This is a genomic window from Cryobacterium sp. MLB-32 (assembly GCF_000738085.1).
Lineage (GTDB): Bacteria > Actinomycetota > Actinomycetes > Actinomycetales > Microbacteriaceae > Cryobacterium.
The window spans coordinates 1-12,596 of the sequence record NZ_JPRS01000113.1 but is presented as its reverse complement, the minus strand read 5'-3'; the positions used below and the strand labels follow the sequence as shown (position 1 = coordinate 12,596).

Sequence of the window (12,596 nt, the reverse complement as noted above, 5' to 3'; positions counted from 1 at the left end):
CGGGCTTGCGCACCGAACGACCCCGACCCATTGCACCACCACTTCCTCGTGTAGGTCTGATTTTACTGCCACCAGAGGCATGGATTCCGACGTGTCGCTTTACTGCGCGCGTAGCAGTGCCAGGAACTCGTCGGCCATTCCCAGCTGGTCCTGAAGTTTCTGCCGACGCTCAACGGTTTGGGCGATGAAGTCGTCCAGTTCCCTTCTCACGGCGGTCTGGGGCGCATCCGCCCCGCCGGTCGGAAGCGTATCGATGATCTTGAGCAGCGCCGTCATCTCGTCGAGGGAGAAGCCGAGCGGCTTCATCCGTCGAATGAGCATCAGCCGACCTTGGTCGTCCTGGGTGTAGAGCCGAAACCCGCCGTCCGTGCGGCCCGAGGCCTTCAGCAACCCGATTTCGTCGTAGTGGCGAATCGTGCGCAGCGAGAGCCCGGTCTTTTCCGCGAGTTCGCCAATGTGCATGGTGACCACTGGTGTGGGCGGCGTCATCTCAGTCCTCTTTCATCAGGCGTGCAACTCAACCTTAACGTTAGGGTAGAGTTGCACGTACCGGGTGACGTGTTGACGTCCGCCCTGCCTCACCATTGTCCTCGATGACTGGTGACGGCGCGCAACGGGGCGCCCACAGAACTCTTCCCTTATCCGTTCCGGCGCGCTGCGTGCCCTGCTTCAGGAGGCCCCATGGCCATCGCCCAGAAATCCACCGCCACGAATCGATATCGGGCGGAGCCGTCGGTCATGACGGCCCTGCGTACGCCGCGTCTGCTCACCCGCGAGGTGCTGGCGGGGCTCGTCGTGGCGATGGCCCTCATCCCGGAGGCGATCGCCTTCTCCATCATCGCCGGAGTCGACCCGCGCGTCGGATTGTTCTCCTCCTTCGTGATGGCCGTGACCATCGCCTTCGTCGGTGGCCGCCCTGCCATGATCACCGCCGCGACGGGTGCTGTCGCCCTCGTGATCGCACCGGTGGCACGCGACTACGGCATGGACTACTTCATCGCGACTGTCATGCTGGCCGGGGTGTTCCAGATCGTCCTCAGCCTGATCGGGGTCGCCAAGCTGATGCGCTTCATCCCGCGCAGCGTGATGGTCGGCTTCGTGAACGCGCTGGCCATCCTCATCTTCAGCGCGCAGCTCCCCCAGCTGCTCGACGTGCCATTCATGGTCTACCCGCTGGTGGCCGCCGGACTGATCATCACGATCGTCATGCCGCGCATCACGAAGGTGATCCCGGCGCCGCTCGTGGCCATCGTGGTGCTCACCGTGGCAACGGTGGTGATCGCCATCAATGTGCCCACCATCGGCGATCAGGGCGAGCTCCCGCAGAGCCTGCCGGAGCTCCTCCTTCCCAACATCCCGCTCAGCTGGGAGACGTTCACGATCGTCGCCCCGTACGCCCTCGGAATGGCGCTCGTCGGCATCCTCGAGTCGCTGATGACCGCGAAGTTCGTCGACGAGATCACCGATACCCACTCCAACAAGACCCGTGAGACGTGGGGCCAGGGCGTGGCGAACGTCATGTCCGGCCTGTTCGGCGGCATGGGCGGGTGCGCCATGATCGGCCAGACCATGATCAATGTGAAGGCCTCCGGCGCTCGTACGCGCATCTCCACGTTCCTCGCCGGCGTCTTCCTGCTCGTGCTCGTGCTCGGCCTCGGCGATGTGCTCGCCGTGGTGCCGATGGCCGCCCTGGTCGCGGTGATGATTATCGTGTCGTACCTCACGTTCGACTGGCACAGCATCCGCTTGTCCACCCTGAAGCGGATGCCGAAGAGCGAGACGACCGTCATGGTCGCCACGGTCACCGTGATCGTGCTCACCCACAACCTAGCGATCGGCGTGGTCGTCGGAGTGATCGTGGCCATGGTGGCGTTCGCACGCCGAGTGGCCCACCTCGCCACGGTGGAGCGCAGCCTCTCCGTGGACGAGCCGGTTCCCACCGCGTTCTACACGGTGACCGGCGCGTTGTTCTTCGCCTCCAGCAACGACCTGATGACGCAGTTCGAGTACGTCGACGATCCCGACCGCATCGTGATCGACATGTCGAACTCGCATATCTGGGATGCCTCAACGGTGGCGACGCTCGACGCGATCACCTACAAGTACGAGCGTCACGGCAAGCGCGTCGTGATCGAAGGCCTGAACGAGGCGAGCCACAACCTGCACGCCCGCCTTGCCGGCAACCTCGGCGGCGGTCACTGAGCCCGCGAGATCGCACGGAAAAGCCTGCGTTGCCCCGGAGAACGGGGGACGCAGGCTTCGTCCGGGCATGAGCCGTCAGCCGACGAGAGAGCCGACGGTCACGTTGGTCGTGTAGGTCTTGCCGTCGCGAATGTAGGTGGCGGTGGCCTGCGCGCCGGCCGCGAGCGCACGCACCTGAGCGGTGAGGTCGTTCGCGTCGGTGATCGGGAATCCGCCGAGGTTGGTCACGATGTCGCCCTTCTGCAGTCCGGCGCCCTCCGCTCCGCCGCCCGAGCTGACCTCGTTGATCAGGGCGCCGACGCTCCCGGTCTTGGAGTCGGTGACGCTTGCGCCGAGTAGACCGTGGGTGGCCGAACCGGAGGCAATGATCTCATCGGAGACACGCTGAGCGAGGTTCGAGGGGATGGAGAATCCCACTCCGATGCTGCCGGAGGCGGAGCCGGATCCGGACGTCGAACCCGCGCTGGCGATCGCTACGTTGACGCCGATCAGCTCACCCCGGGCATTCAGCAGCGCGCCGCCCGAGTTGCCGGGGTTGATGGCGGCATCCGTTTGAATCACGGAGAGTGAGATGCTCTTCGTGGCCTTCTGAGTGGGCTGGGACCGGGTGCCGGGCAGATCAAAGTTGAAGTACGGGTTCGCGCCACTGCCCTGATCGGGCGTTGTCTGATCGGCGGCCGAGGGCGCGGCCGACGACGCAATGGAAATGCTTCGGTTGAGGGCGCTGACGATGCCGGTGGTGACGGTGCCGGGCAGATCAAGCGGCGCGCCGATCGCGATCGTCTGGTCGCCCACGTTGAGCTTGCCGGAGTCGGCCCATTTCATGGCGGTCAGCCCGCTCGCATCCGTGAGCTTGATGACGGCGAGGTCCGAGGTGGGATCGGTGCCGATCAGCGTGGCCGCGTAGATCGTTCCGTCGCTCGCGGTCACGTTGATCGTGGCGTTGGAGACGGCCCCTTCGAGGGTGACGACGTGCGTGTTGGTGAGCACATAGCCGTCGGAGGTGAGAATGACGCCGGAGCCCGTGCCACCCTGACTGCCGCTTGTGGCGTTGATCGTGACGACGCTCGGTGCGGCCTTAGCCGCGGCGGTGCTCACGGTGCTCGCGGTCGAGTTGGTGTTGACCACGACGTTTCCGGTGACGCCGGAACTCTGAGCGGCGACCACCGGGGCACCATTGTTGTTGGCTGCCAGCAGGGCGGCAACACCGGCCCCGGAGACCCCGCCGAGCATCGTGCCGATGGCGAGGGTGGCAATAAGAGCCGTATTGCGTCGGCGATGGTTGGCCTTGGGTGCGGCAGGGCCGAAGGATGAGTCAGCCGGCAACGAGCCATAGCTGGCGAAAACCAGGGGACGGTTAACCTCGACGGCATCGCCGTTGGAGGGCTGAGCGGGGGTGGCGCCTGGGGTTGTGTCGCTGTCGGTCATCGAGTGCTCCTTTCCGAGCACGTTCAGACTGGCGCGAGCATCTGGGGGCGTGATGTGCGAATCCTATGAGGAGCCCATGACGAAAGCGTGAGAGTGCAGTGTGGCTACTGGATCCCGGGAACGCTACATCGATGCGACCTCGTGCACCTCGACACGACCCGCCGACGCGACATGCGGGTGGTCGACGAGCAGGGACCGCAGCGCGGCTTCCGTGTCGGCCTCGATGATCGAGTATCCGTTGACACCGCTCGACGGTGCCGTCGCTCCGATGGCGAAATTGTCGGCGAGGGGACTCCCTCCGTCGACGAGGTGGGGCCCGACGGCTTCCATCCAGGACAGCCACGCGGCGTTGACCCGTTCGCCTTCCTCCGGAGTGTCGGGCATCGTTCCACCCATGTATAGAAGCACGTACTTGGGCATCGTCGTCTCCTCAGCTCATCGTCTGTGATTGGCCAGCGTTGCACCGTGTTCGCGAGTGCGCAAGGTCCGTGGCCTCACAGCGCGCTCAGTGCCTTCTCCGTGCTCGGGCCCAGCGCACGGGACGACGATAATGGAACTATGTCCTGCCCCTGGGACGAACGGAGCGCTCACCCATGAAGCATGTATCGAAGTCCACCTGGGAGCGCCTGAAGGAGGAGTCGGCCGCCGACCTCTACGACGAGCTGCATCACGATGGGCACGGAGGTGGCGCCGTGACGACCTCTGGGGCCGCGCACCCTCCCGCCGAGGTGCACCAACCCGAGGACTCCTGACTCACGAGCCCTGCCACCGTGCGCGCCGGCCTGGCCCCGTTCCGACAGGGTGATCATGACGGTCCAGGCAGCGCCCGTCAGGCACTGTGACGACACCGCCAGCGGGCACACAAAACCGCCTGAACCCCGCGTGATTTGCGGGAGTCAGGCGGTATCGGTACTCCGAAGCTACTGAGCGAGCAGGTCGCCCATGGCGGCATTGCCCTTGCGGTCGTCCAGCTTGCCGAAGGTGCTGCTCAGAAGGCTCTGCATCTTGTGCAGGGCCCCGGACAGCGCGCTCTCGGCCGAGTTGGCGTTCTCCGTGACGATGACAGGCGGGCCGCCCTCAGGACGAACCTCAAGGAGGCACTTGATGTCGTTCCCGGTGCTGCGGCCGGCACTTTCATCGGACAGGTGAACCTCGACGCGGGTCAAGCGGGCGCTGAATCGAGAGAGGGCGGTCTCTACGACGGTGTCAAGGTCGGCGGGAACCTGGCCCGAGGCGGCAACGTCCGTGGCTGTGTTCACAATGATCTGCATTTTCGCTCCCCGTTCCGGCCGCCAGTCGCCGTTCCCCGGACAATTCAAAACAGGAACGATCGATTCCGACGGACCATGTGTGGTACTTCTCAGGCTATCCCTTCCTCCTGTGTGCCCGTGACGCAGCGGTGAGCTCGGCGGAGACGCACCCCCACGGCAGGTCCGCGGAACACTGCGCAACATGGGACTCCTTCCTCCGGACGGCTGGCTACGCTTGACCAAAGTCCGCCAGCCAAGGCTGCCTTTCTCACCAACGAAGGACGCATCCATGACCGTGCTCGAAGAAGTTCTGTCCGCCAACAACGCCTATGCCGACGCCTTCGGCGACAAGTCCGAACTCGCCATGCCGCCGTCGCGCAGCTTCGCCATCCTCACGTGCATGGACGCACGCCTCGACCCGGCCAAATATGCGGGATTGAGCGAGGGCGATGCGCACGTCATCCGCAATGCCGGCGGGCGCGCATCCGACGACGCCATCCGCTCGCTCGTCATCTCGTACAAACTGCTCGGAACCACGGAGTGGTTTGTTATCCATCACACCAACTGCGGCATGCAGTTCTTCACGTCCGAGAGCATCCGCGGGCTGCTGGCCAACAGCCTCGAGGCGGCAGCCCTGGGCGAAGCGGGGTTCTATGACGTGGGCACCGGCTCCGGCTCCACCGAAGCGAACTACATCGAATGGCTGACCATCTCGGACCAGGCCGCGAGCGTGTTGGAAGACGTGCAGCGCATCAAAGCTCACGCACTCGTGCCGGAGGGCATTCCGATCTACGGCTACATCTACGACGTGGCCACCGGCCGCCTCGTGGAGGTACCCGCCGCCACGGCCGCCGGCGCGGCAGGCCAGCTCTCGGTCAGCGCCGCGTCGCTCCCGAACGAATAACGTACGCCCGGGTGCCACCGGCGCAGCCCTGGCGTAGATTTGACGGAGGACTTTTCAGCGGAAGGGGAAATGGCGTGGAGGAACGATTGCGGCTTGGCCGGGAACAACTCGAGGATCAGGCGCACGGCGCCCCTGGGCTGACGGCGGCGAAGCCCGTCGAGTTGGTGGTTCTGCTGTCCGAGGACGGCACCCCGACCGGCACCGCAGACAAAGCGTTCGTGCACGGCCTCGACACCCACCTTCACCTCGCTTTTTCCTGTCACGTCTTCGACGAGGGCGGGCGTATCCTGGTGACCCGGCGAGCCCTGACCAAGAAGGCCTGGCCCGGCGTGTGGACCAACTCATTCTGCGGCCACCCCGGGCCCGGCGAGGCGATGACGGATGCCGTGACGCGACGAGCCGCGCACGAATTGGGGATCGAAATCGATGCCCTCACCGTGGCGCTGCCCGATTTTCGCTACCGCGCGGTGGACGCCGCCGGAATCGTGGAGAACGAAATCTGCCCGGTATTCACGGCCACCACGTCTTCGGACATCGATCCACGCGACGACGAGGTCATGGAGTGGCGCTGGGCTGATCGAGCCGAGCTCATCACGGCCGTGACGGCGACGCCATGGGCGTTCAGCCCCTGGCTGACACTTCAGCTCCCCCTGCTCTACCCGGCCAGCTAGCCGGCCAAGTCCCGGACCTGTTCCCGGCCGGGCCCGGAATGCTAGCGAATCTCGGTCAGGTACGTGGTGTATCCGGCGCCGCGCATGGCGGCCAGGATCGGTTCGGCGCCGCCGGGCTCTGCCACGGCGATCATGGCGCCCCCGCCGCCGCCGCCGGTCAACTTCGCCCCGAGGGCGCCGGCCCGCCGCGCAATCGCGACGAGGTCCTCGATCTCCGGGCTCGACACCTGCAACGCATTGAGCAAGCCCTGGTTGATGTTCATCAGCTCACCCAGCTGGGCGATGTCGCCGCGCCGCAAAGCGTCAACGCCGGCCAGGGCCAGGCCGTCGATCTGTCGAAAAATAGGGTCGTACAGCATCGGATTGCGCTGCCAGGCCGTGCGCACCAATCCCACGGTGTGCGAGGTGAGCGCATGCACCCCCGTGAGACCGATGATGATCGGAATCGGGTGTGGCGTGACGATTTCACTGAATTCCGGCACAGCGGCATCCGTTTTTCGAAACAGAATCGGTCGGCCGAAGGTTGAGACGGTGTTGTCGATGCCCGACGGCGTGCCGTGAACGATTCGCTCGCACTCGAAGGCGAGGTTCGACACGTCGCCGTCGCTGACCGAGATGCCGAAGGAATCAGCGACCGAGCGAATCACGGCCACGGCGAAGGCGGCAGACGCACCCAAGCCGCTCGCCCGGGGCAGGTCGGAGAACACGTCGACGCGCAACCCGGCCGCCGGCACACCCAAGCGCTTCGTGATCAAGTCCGCCACCCGATGCGAGATGTCCTCGCGGAGGGGTTCCCGAACCGTGCCGGCAACGTCCCGATCGGCAATGACGGGCTCGCTCGTCGACCACCCCCTGGTCACCTCCGCCCGAACGGACAAGCCGATCGGCGCCGCGATCGCGTGGTGGCCGTACACAACGGAATGTTCGCCCAACAGGATGATCTTGCCGAAGCCGACGTGGGATCCCGGGACTGTGACGGGAGCGGCCACGGCAGTCGGCGCCACCGGGGCCCGCGCCGCTGCCAACTCGACGGCTGCGTCGATGGACTCCATGATCTGATGCGCCTTCCAGACTTTGATCTCTCCGTCGGCGAGAAGCCGTTCGACGACGTCATCGAACCGCGCTCCACGCGCGCCGGCGGCAACAGCCACCGCGCGCGCGTGCAGCCGCATGTGGCCGTGTTGGATGCCCTTGGTCGACAGTGCCTTGAGCGCGCCCAAATTCTGGGCGAGACCGACCGCCCCCATCACCTGGGCCAGTTCGCGGGCGGAGGTGATGCCGAGAATGGTGTGCGCCAGCTGCACTGCCGGATTCGACTCCACCTGACCGCCGACCGTACCCACCTTCAGCGGCATGACCAGCTCACCGACGAGGTCGCCCGTGTCGTTGACGCTCCAGTCGGTCAGGGGGGCGTAACGATCACCACGAGCGGCATAGGCATGGGCGGCGGCTTCGATCGCCCGCCAGTCGTTACCCGTTGCCAGCGCCACGGCGTCGATGCCGTTCATGATGCCCTTGTTGTGCGTGGTCGCCCGGTAGGCATCCATCACCGCGAATTCACCGGCGAGCACGATCCCGTCGCGCACCCGCTCACCGGAGAAATCCCCGGTGCCCAGCAGTTCGTGGGGGATGACAGCCCGGGCCCGCACCAGCGCGTGGTCCGTGAGGTTGGAGAGAATGCGCAGGAATACCCTGCCCTCGGTGATCTGCTCGATCAACGGAGCGATTCGTTCGCACATCGAGTTGACGAGGTTCGCACCCATCGCATCCCGGGTGTCCACGATCAGATGAACGACCAGCAATTCACCGTTGTGCGCCGTGGCCCCCCGGAGGAAGACGTCCATGCCGAGGGCGCCCCCGCCGCGCGCCACCATATTGGGGTGTCCGCTGTTCGCCAGCTGCAGGATCTCATCCGTGCGGGCCAGCAGGTCAGACCGCGCCCGGTCCGGTGCGGGGATGTCCACGACCTGGATCTGCCCGATGAGCATGGGCTCATCGGCGACGCTGATGAATCCGCCGGCCTGCCGCACCAGTCGTGCGGTGGAACTCACCGCCGCGATGATGGACGGCTCCTCGACAACCATCGGCACGAGGTAGTCGAGGTCGTTGATCTGGAAGTTCAGGCCCAGCCCCATCGGCATCGAGAAAACGCCGATCACGTTCTCGATCAGCCGGTCGGCGGTCTCCACATCGAGGGAATACGATCCGTCGCGCAGCGCGGCGTAGTCCTTCTCGTCCAATACCCCGCGTTCGTGCAGGAGTTGCAGTCGTTTGTCGACGGACAGTTGATAGAACCCGGGGATACGGGACCGACTCATGATGTGGGATCTTCCTGCAGTCCGGCGGCGAGGAACCCGAGCGGAACGACTGCGGCTCCGGCCTGGGTGAGTGCCGCGGCGAGTCGTTGGGAGGGTTCCCCGCGGTGGCTGAAGGCCAGGCCTACATCGCCGCCGCCGGCTCCTGACGTCTTGAATGCACCGCCTTCGCGTGTGGCCAATTCGTGCAGCTCGCGGTGACGCGCGCTGACGATGCCGACGTGGGCGTGGGCGTCAAGTTGGCTGAGCGCACTGAAGTAGCCGTTGGCCAGGCTCAGGAACTCGTCGGGATCTGCGAGCGCCGCCGTTGCCCGTTCGGCGAGCGCCGACAGGCGGGCGATATCCGCCCGGTGTCCGGTGGGATTTTCGGCGGCGTAGTCGGCGACTCCCGCTACCAGCCGGGTCGTCAGCGACCCCTCCCCGGTGACCACGGCCATGATGTCCAACTCCTCCGGCCAGTGCAGCGGCACCGGGATAGCCCCCTGGCGATACCCGATCAGCCCGCCGTATACGCTCGCGGCCACGTCGCCGCCGCTGCCGACTCCCCCTTGCGCGTTCCGATGAGCGGCGTCGGCCAGGCGGAACACTGATTCCTTGCTCTGTTCCAGTCCCACTGCGCTGCCCAGCGCGGCGGTCAGCGCGGCCGCCACGGCAGCGCTCGAGCCCAGCCCAAGCTTGTGGCCGTCGACGGAGAAGGCGCTGCTGTCGATGGAGATCGCCAGCGGCCGGGGCCGCAGCGAGGCAACCCCGAGAACGGCCTCCCGCACCGCGTCGAAAACCCGGAGGCTCGAACGCACTCGGGGATCGAGCCCGCTCGGCAGCTCACCATCCGTGCCGAGAACCAGGTTCTCAAGCCCTAAGTTGGGTGCGTGCACCTGCCAGGAGTCGGAGGTGGAATCGTCGACGCTCACGTCGACTCGGCGGTCGACGGCCGTCAGCAGCGCGGGGGCACCACTCAGCACGGCATACTCACCGAGCAGGAAAAGCTTTCCGGGCGCGGATGTTCGTATTCTCACTGCTGTCACTCCAGCCGGTGCGCGCCCAGGCCGAGGGCGCTGCCGCGCACCTCCAGCACTCCGGGAACGTTCGCGAGGGCAGCCTGCACGGCTGCGGCATCGGCCGGCAGAGACAGAACCTTGACCTGCGGTCCGGCATCGATGGTGAAGTAGGCCGCCACGCCCTGACCTCGCAGGTCTCGAACCGCGTGCATCGCGGCCACGGTAGCGGCGTTCCAATAGATGAGGGCGGGCCGGGTGGAGAGCATCAGCGCGTGCAGCTTCAGACAGTTGTACTCGGAGAGCTCGCCGAGCCGGGCGAAATCACGGGCCGCGATGGCGGCACGCATCTCGACGAGGTCGTCGCCGGCAGAGTCGAGCCACGCCGAGTAGAACGGTGACGTGGCCGCACTCTCGACCATGCCGACGGTGGAATTGATCGACTTCTGACCACGTTCGGTGATGGCCACGGCGACCGACAGCGGCCACTCGGAGGAGTCGAGCAGCTGCTCGGCGTACGAGTCCGAACCATCCGCGGCGACGCCGGAGTGCATTTCGGCAAATCCGCCGAAGATCGACCGGGCCGCCGAACCGGAGCCCTGACGCGCCAGTATCGACAATTCCCGGTCGCTGAGCGCGAGACCGGCGGCGCCGGCCGCGGCCGTCGCGAGGGCAGCGAACCCTGAGGCCGACGAGGCCAGTCCGGCACCGGTCGGAAAGTTGTTCGTCGATGACACCAGTGCGCGCTGGCCATGTCCGGCCCGTTCGCGCACCAGATCGAGCACCCGGCTGACTCGGGTGACGTCGCCGCGTCGACCATCGAGCAAGAATTCGTCGTCGCCCAGATCGGTGCGAAACGTCACTCGTGTGTCCGTGTGCAGCGCGTCCAGGGTCACCGATATCGAGCCGACCGCCGGCGTGTTCAACACAGCGTCGCGCTTACCCCAATATTTGACCAGGGCGATATTGCTGTGCGCGCGGGCCACAGCGGTGGTGCCACCGCCGAATGATTCATCCACAGTGGTGCTCCGATCCAATTCCCTTGATTTTAGCGGGTGCTCTGCCAGACAGTTCCCACGCAGATGGTTGAATATTGGGTATGTGTGTGTTTTGAGGCCCGCTCTGGTCGGGCCGACCGCACGAAGACTGAAATGGAAAACTGTGCATGCCTGGAATTAGCGGACTCTCTCTGTACGTCCCGGCGTACCGTGTACAACTGCAGGACTGGTGCGACTGGAACGACCAGCCGTGGAAGAAAGTCCAGCAGGTCGTCGGTCGCAGCTTCAGGATGCGCGGGCCAGGGCAGAGCGTGTACACCCTCGCCGCGAACGCCGTCTGGCGGCTGATTCGGGACTACGACATCGATCCGGCCGACATTGGCATGCTGGCCCTCGGCACCGAATCCAGCACCGACAATTCCGCGGGCGCGGTCATTGTCAAGGGCATGATCAACGAAGCCCTCCGCGCCCACGGTATGCCCGAAATCGCGCGCGACTGCGAGGTACCCGAGTTCAAGCACGCCTGCCTCGGTGGCGTGTACGGGGCCAAGGCTGCGCTGCGGTATTTGGCGACCGACGGTGCCGGACGCCAGGCGATTGTCGTCTCCGCCGACATCGCGGAATACGAGCTCGGGGGAACAGGCGAGCCCACCCAGGGTGCCGGCGCGGTCGCCATGCTGTTGGAGAGTGACCCTCGCCTGCTGGAGGTGGACCTGGCCGGCGCCGGCAGCGACTCAAGCTACCGGGTGGCGGACTTCCGCAAGCCGTTCGCGCGCTTCCGCAACCAGCCACAGCGCGACGACGGCCAGGTGCAGGACCTGCCGGTGTTCAACGGGCGCTACTCCACCAGCTGCTACATCGACGCGACCCATCACGCCATGGCTGCCATGCTGCGCAAGCGGGCCACCGGTCGCAGCATCGACTATTTCCACACCGTCGATGCCGTGTTCATGCACCGGCCGTATCAGCAGATGCCCCCGACCGGATGGGTGATGGCCTACCTGTTCGCGCTTGCCGACGACGAGGAGTCGGGCCAGAACCAGCTCCGCGCGTACTGCGCCGACGCCGGCATCGACCCGAGCCTGCTGCTGGCTGAACTGCGCAATCCCGCTCCCTTCCCGACGGACGCATCCGACCCCAGCCGCTTCACCGTCGAGGCGTTTCCCCTGAGCCGACGACTGCGCCAGCATCTGCGCGGCACCGAGCTCTGGACGACCCTGGTGCAGGACAAGCTCACTCTCGGTTCTGAGGCCATGCGCGACCTGGGCAACGTGTATACGGCGGCACTGCCGGCGTGGCTCGCCGCCGGGCTGCAGCAGGCCAGTGCCGAGGGCCGGGACCTGGCCGATCAGGCCTGGCTGGCCGTGGGCTATGGCAGTGGAGACGGCGCCGAGGCCCTGCCGATGCGGGTTGTGCCGGGCTGGCAAAAGGCTGCAGCCCTGATCAACTTCGATAGTGCGTTGGCAAACCCGGTCGACCTGACCCAGGCGCAGTACCTCGCCATGCATGGCGGTGACCTCAGCGAAATCACCGCCGTACCCGCCAACGATGAATTCGTGATCGACCACATCGGCACGGCGACGGGGCCTGACTTCTCCGACGAGGGCATCGAGTACTACCGCTACGTGCCGCTGGCATAGCTCGCGCAGGATCGGCTGCCGCGTCAGTCACTGGGGTCATCAACGTGAAAATGATCGTCCGCGCGACGACCGCGATCGATATACTGATATTTACTCATTCGCACGGTTGTGGGGAATTCCAGCACTCAGCGCGAACGACCCTGACTTATGCGGATAGAGGATCAGGTGGCTTTAGAGACACAGAGATTCGAGA

At 65.8% G+C, this 12,596-nt stretch carries 12 protein-coding genes; 5 read left to right on the top strand and 7 right to left on the bottom strand.

Annotation, left to right across the window (positions count from 1 at the left end; translation table 11 throughout):
* Nucleotides 1-99: 99 nt before the first annotated feature.
* Nucleotides 100-489 (bottom strand): MerR family DNA-binding transcriptional regulator, encoded by a 390-nt coding sequence (locus JF66_RS11995; RefSeq protein ID WP_035878221.1) that lies wholly within the window; start codon nt 487-489, stop codon nt 100-102.
* A gap of 192 nt (nt 490-681) precedes the next feature.
* Here JF66_RS11995 and JF66_RS11990 point away from each other — a divergent pair, with 192 nt between their 5' ends.
* Nucleotides 682-2,202, top strand: a complete 1,521-nt coding sequence (locus tag JF66_RS11990) for a SulP family inorganic anion transporter (RefSeq protein ID WP_035878220.1) — start codon at nt 682-684, stop codon at nt 2,200-2,202.
* Nucleotides 2,203-2,277: 75 nt separating this feature from the next.
* Here the strand turns inward: JF66_RS11990 and JF66_RS11985 are convergent, their stop codons facing one another.
* On the bottom strand, nt 2,278-3,630 hold the full coding sequence (locus tag JF66_RS11985; RefSeq protein ID WP_051973475.1) for a S1C family serine protease: 1,353 nt from the start codon (nt 3,628-3,630) through the stop codon (nt 2,278-2,280).
* Between the two features lie 123 nt (nt 3,631-3,753).
* Nucleotides 3,754-4,050, bottom strand: coding sequence for a hypothetical protein (locus JF66_RS11980; RefSeq protein WP_035878217.1), 297 nt, complete (start codon nt 4,048-4,050; stop codon nt 3,754-3,756).
* A 173-nt stretch (nt 4,051-4,223) separates the two neighbouring features.
* Here JF66_RS11980 and JF66_RS22990 point away from each other — a divergent pair, with 173 nt between their 5' ends.
* Nucleotides 4,224-4,382, top strand: coding sequence for a hypothetical protein (locus JF66_RS22990; RefSeq protein WP_156109764.1), 159 nt, complete (start codon nt 4,224-4,226; stop codon nt 4,380-4,382).
* Between the two features lie 168 nt (nt 4,383-4,550).
* Here JF66_RS22990 and JF66_RS11975 read toward each other — a convergent pair whose 3' ends face one another.
* The gene (locus tag JF66_RS11975) at nt 4,551-4,901 is read right to left on the bottom strand and encodes an HPF/RaiA family ribosome-associated protein (RefSeq protein ID WP_035878216.1); all 351 of its coding nucleotides are present in this window, start codon (nt 4,899-4,901) and stop codon (nt 4,551-4,553) included.
* A gap of 268 nt (nt 4,902-5,169) precedes the next feature.
* Between JF66_RS11975 and JF66_RS11970 the strand changes: the two genes are divergently transcribed.
* Together JF66_RS11970 and idi are read left to right on the top strand one after the other, a co-directional pair.
* Nucleotides 5,170-5,784 (top strand): carbonic anhydrase, encoded by a 615-nt coding sequence (locus JF66_RS11970; RefSeq protein WP_051973474.1) that lies wholly within the window; start codon nt 5,170-5,172, stop codon nt 5,782-5,784.
* A gap of 137 nt (nt 5,785-5,921) precedes the next feature.
* Nucleotides 5,922-6,455 (top strand): isopentenyl-diphosphate Delta-isomerase, encoded by a 534-nt coding sequence (idi, locus tag JF66_RS11965; protein WP_035878223.1) that lies wholly within the window; start codon nt 5,922-5,924, stop codon nt 6,453-6,455.
* Nucleotides 6,456-6,496: 41 nt separating this feature from the next.
* On the opposite strand, the gene JF66_RS11960 is transcribed toward idi, so the two are convergent.
* Genes JF66_RS11960 through mvaD form a run of 3 tightly spaced genes read right to left on the bottom strand, consistent with a single transcriptional unit; the run spans nt 6,497 to nt 10,784 of the window.
* Nucleotides 6,497-8,773, bottom strand: coding sequence for a hydroxymethylglutaryl-CoA reductase, degradative (locus tag JF66_RS11960; RefSeq protein ID WP_035878213.1), 2,277 nt, complete (start codon nt 8,771-8,773; stop codon nt 6,497-6,499).
* Nucleotides 8,770-9,786 carry a mevalonate kinase gene (locus tag JF66_RS11955; protein WP_035878212.1) on the bottom strand — a complete coding sequence of 339 codons (1,017 nt, stop codon included), beginning with the start codon at nt 9,784-9,786 and terminating at the stop codon, nt 8,770-8,772. The genes JF66_RS11960 and JF66_RS11955 overlap by 4 nt, the downstream gene beginning before the upstream one ends.
* Before the next feature lie 5 nt (nt 9,787-9,791).
* Nucleotides 9,792-10,784 carry a diphosphomevalonate decarboxylase gene (mvaD, locus tag JF66_RS11950; protein WP_035878210.1) on the bottom strand — a complete coding sequence of 331 codons (993 nt, stop codon included), beginning with the start codon at nt 10,782-10,784 and terminating at the stop codon, nt 9,792-9,794.
* Between the two features lie 146 nt (nt 10,785-10,930).
* Between mvaD and JF66_RS11945 the strand changes: the two genes are divergently transcribed.
* Nucleotides 10,931-12,403: a hydroxymethylglutaryl-CoA synthase family protein gene (locus JF66_RS11945; protein WP_035878209.1), complete on the top strand. Its 1,473-nt coding sequence runs from the start codon at nt 10,931-10,933 to the stop codon at nt 12,401-12,403.
* The last annotated feature ends 193 nt before the right edge of the window (nt 12,404-12,596 follow it).

Coding starts and splice junctions, on each gene's coding strand:
- JF66_RS11995 (WP_035878221.1), bottom strand. CDS start 489: ATGACGCCGCCCACACCAGTGGTCACCATGCACATTGGCGAACTCGCG.
- JF66_RS11990 (WP_035878220.1), top strand. CDS start 682: ATGGCCATCGCCCAGAAATCCACCGCCACGAATCGATATCGGGCGGAG.
- JF66_RS11985 (WP_051973475.1), bottom strand. CDS start 3,630: ATGACCGACAGCGACACAACCCCAGGCGCCACCCCCGCTCAGCCCTCC.
- JF66_RS11980 (WP_035878217.1), bottom strand. CDS start 4,050: ATGCCCAAGTACGTGCTTCTATACATGGGTGGAACGATGCCCGACACT.
- JF66_RS22990 (WP_156109764.1), top strand. CDS start 4,224: ATGAAGCATGTATCGAAGTCCACCTGGGAGCGCCTGAAGGAGGAGTCG.
- JF66_RS11975 (WP_035878216.1), bottom strand. CDS start 4,901: ATGCAGATCATTGTGAACACAGCCACGGACGTTGCCGCCTCGGGCCAG.
- JF66_RS11970 (WP_051973474.1), top strand. CDS start 5,170: ATGACCGTGCTCGAAGAAGTTCTGTCCGCCAACAACGCCTATGCCGAC.
- JF66_RS11960 (WP_035878213.1), bottom strand. CDS start 8,773: ATGAGTCGGTCCCGTATCCCCGGGTTCTATCAACTGTCCGTCGACAAA.
- JF66_RS11945 (WP_035878209.1), top strand. CDS start 10,931: ATGCCTGGAATTAGCGGACTCTCTCTGTACGTCCCGGCGTACCGTGTA.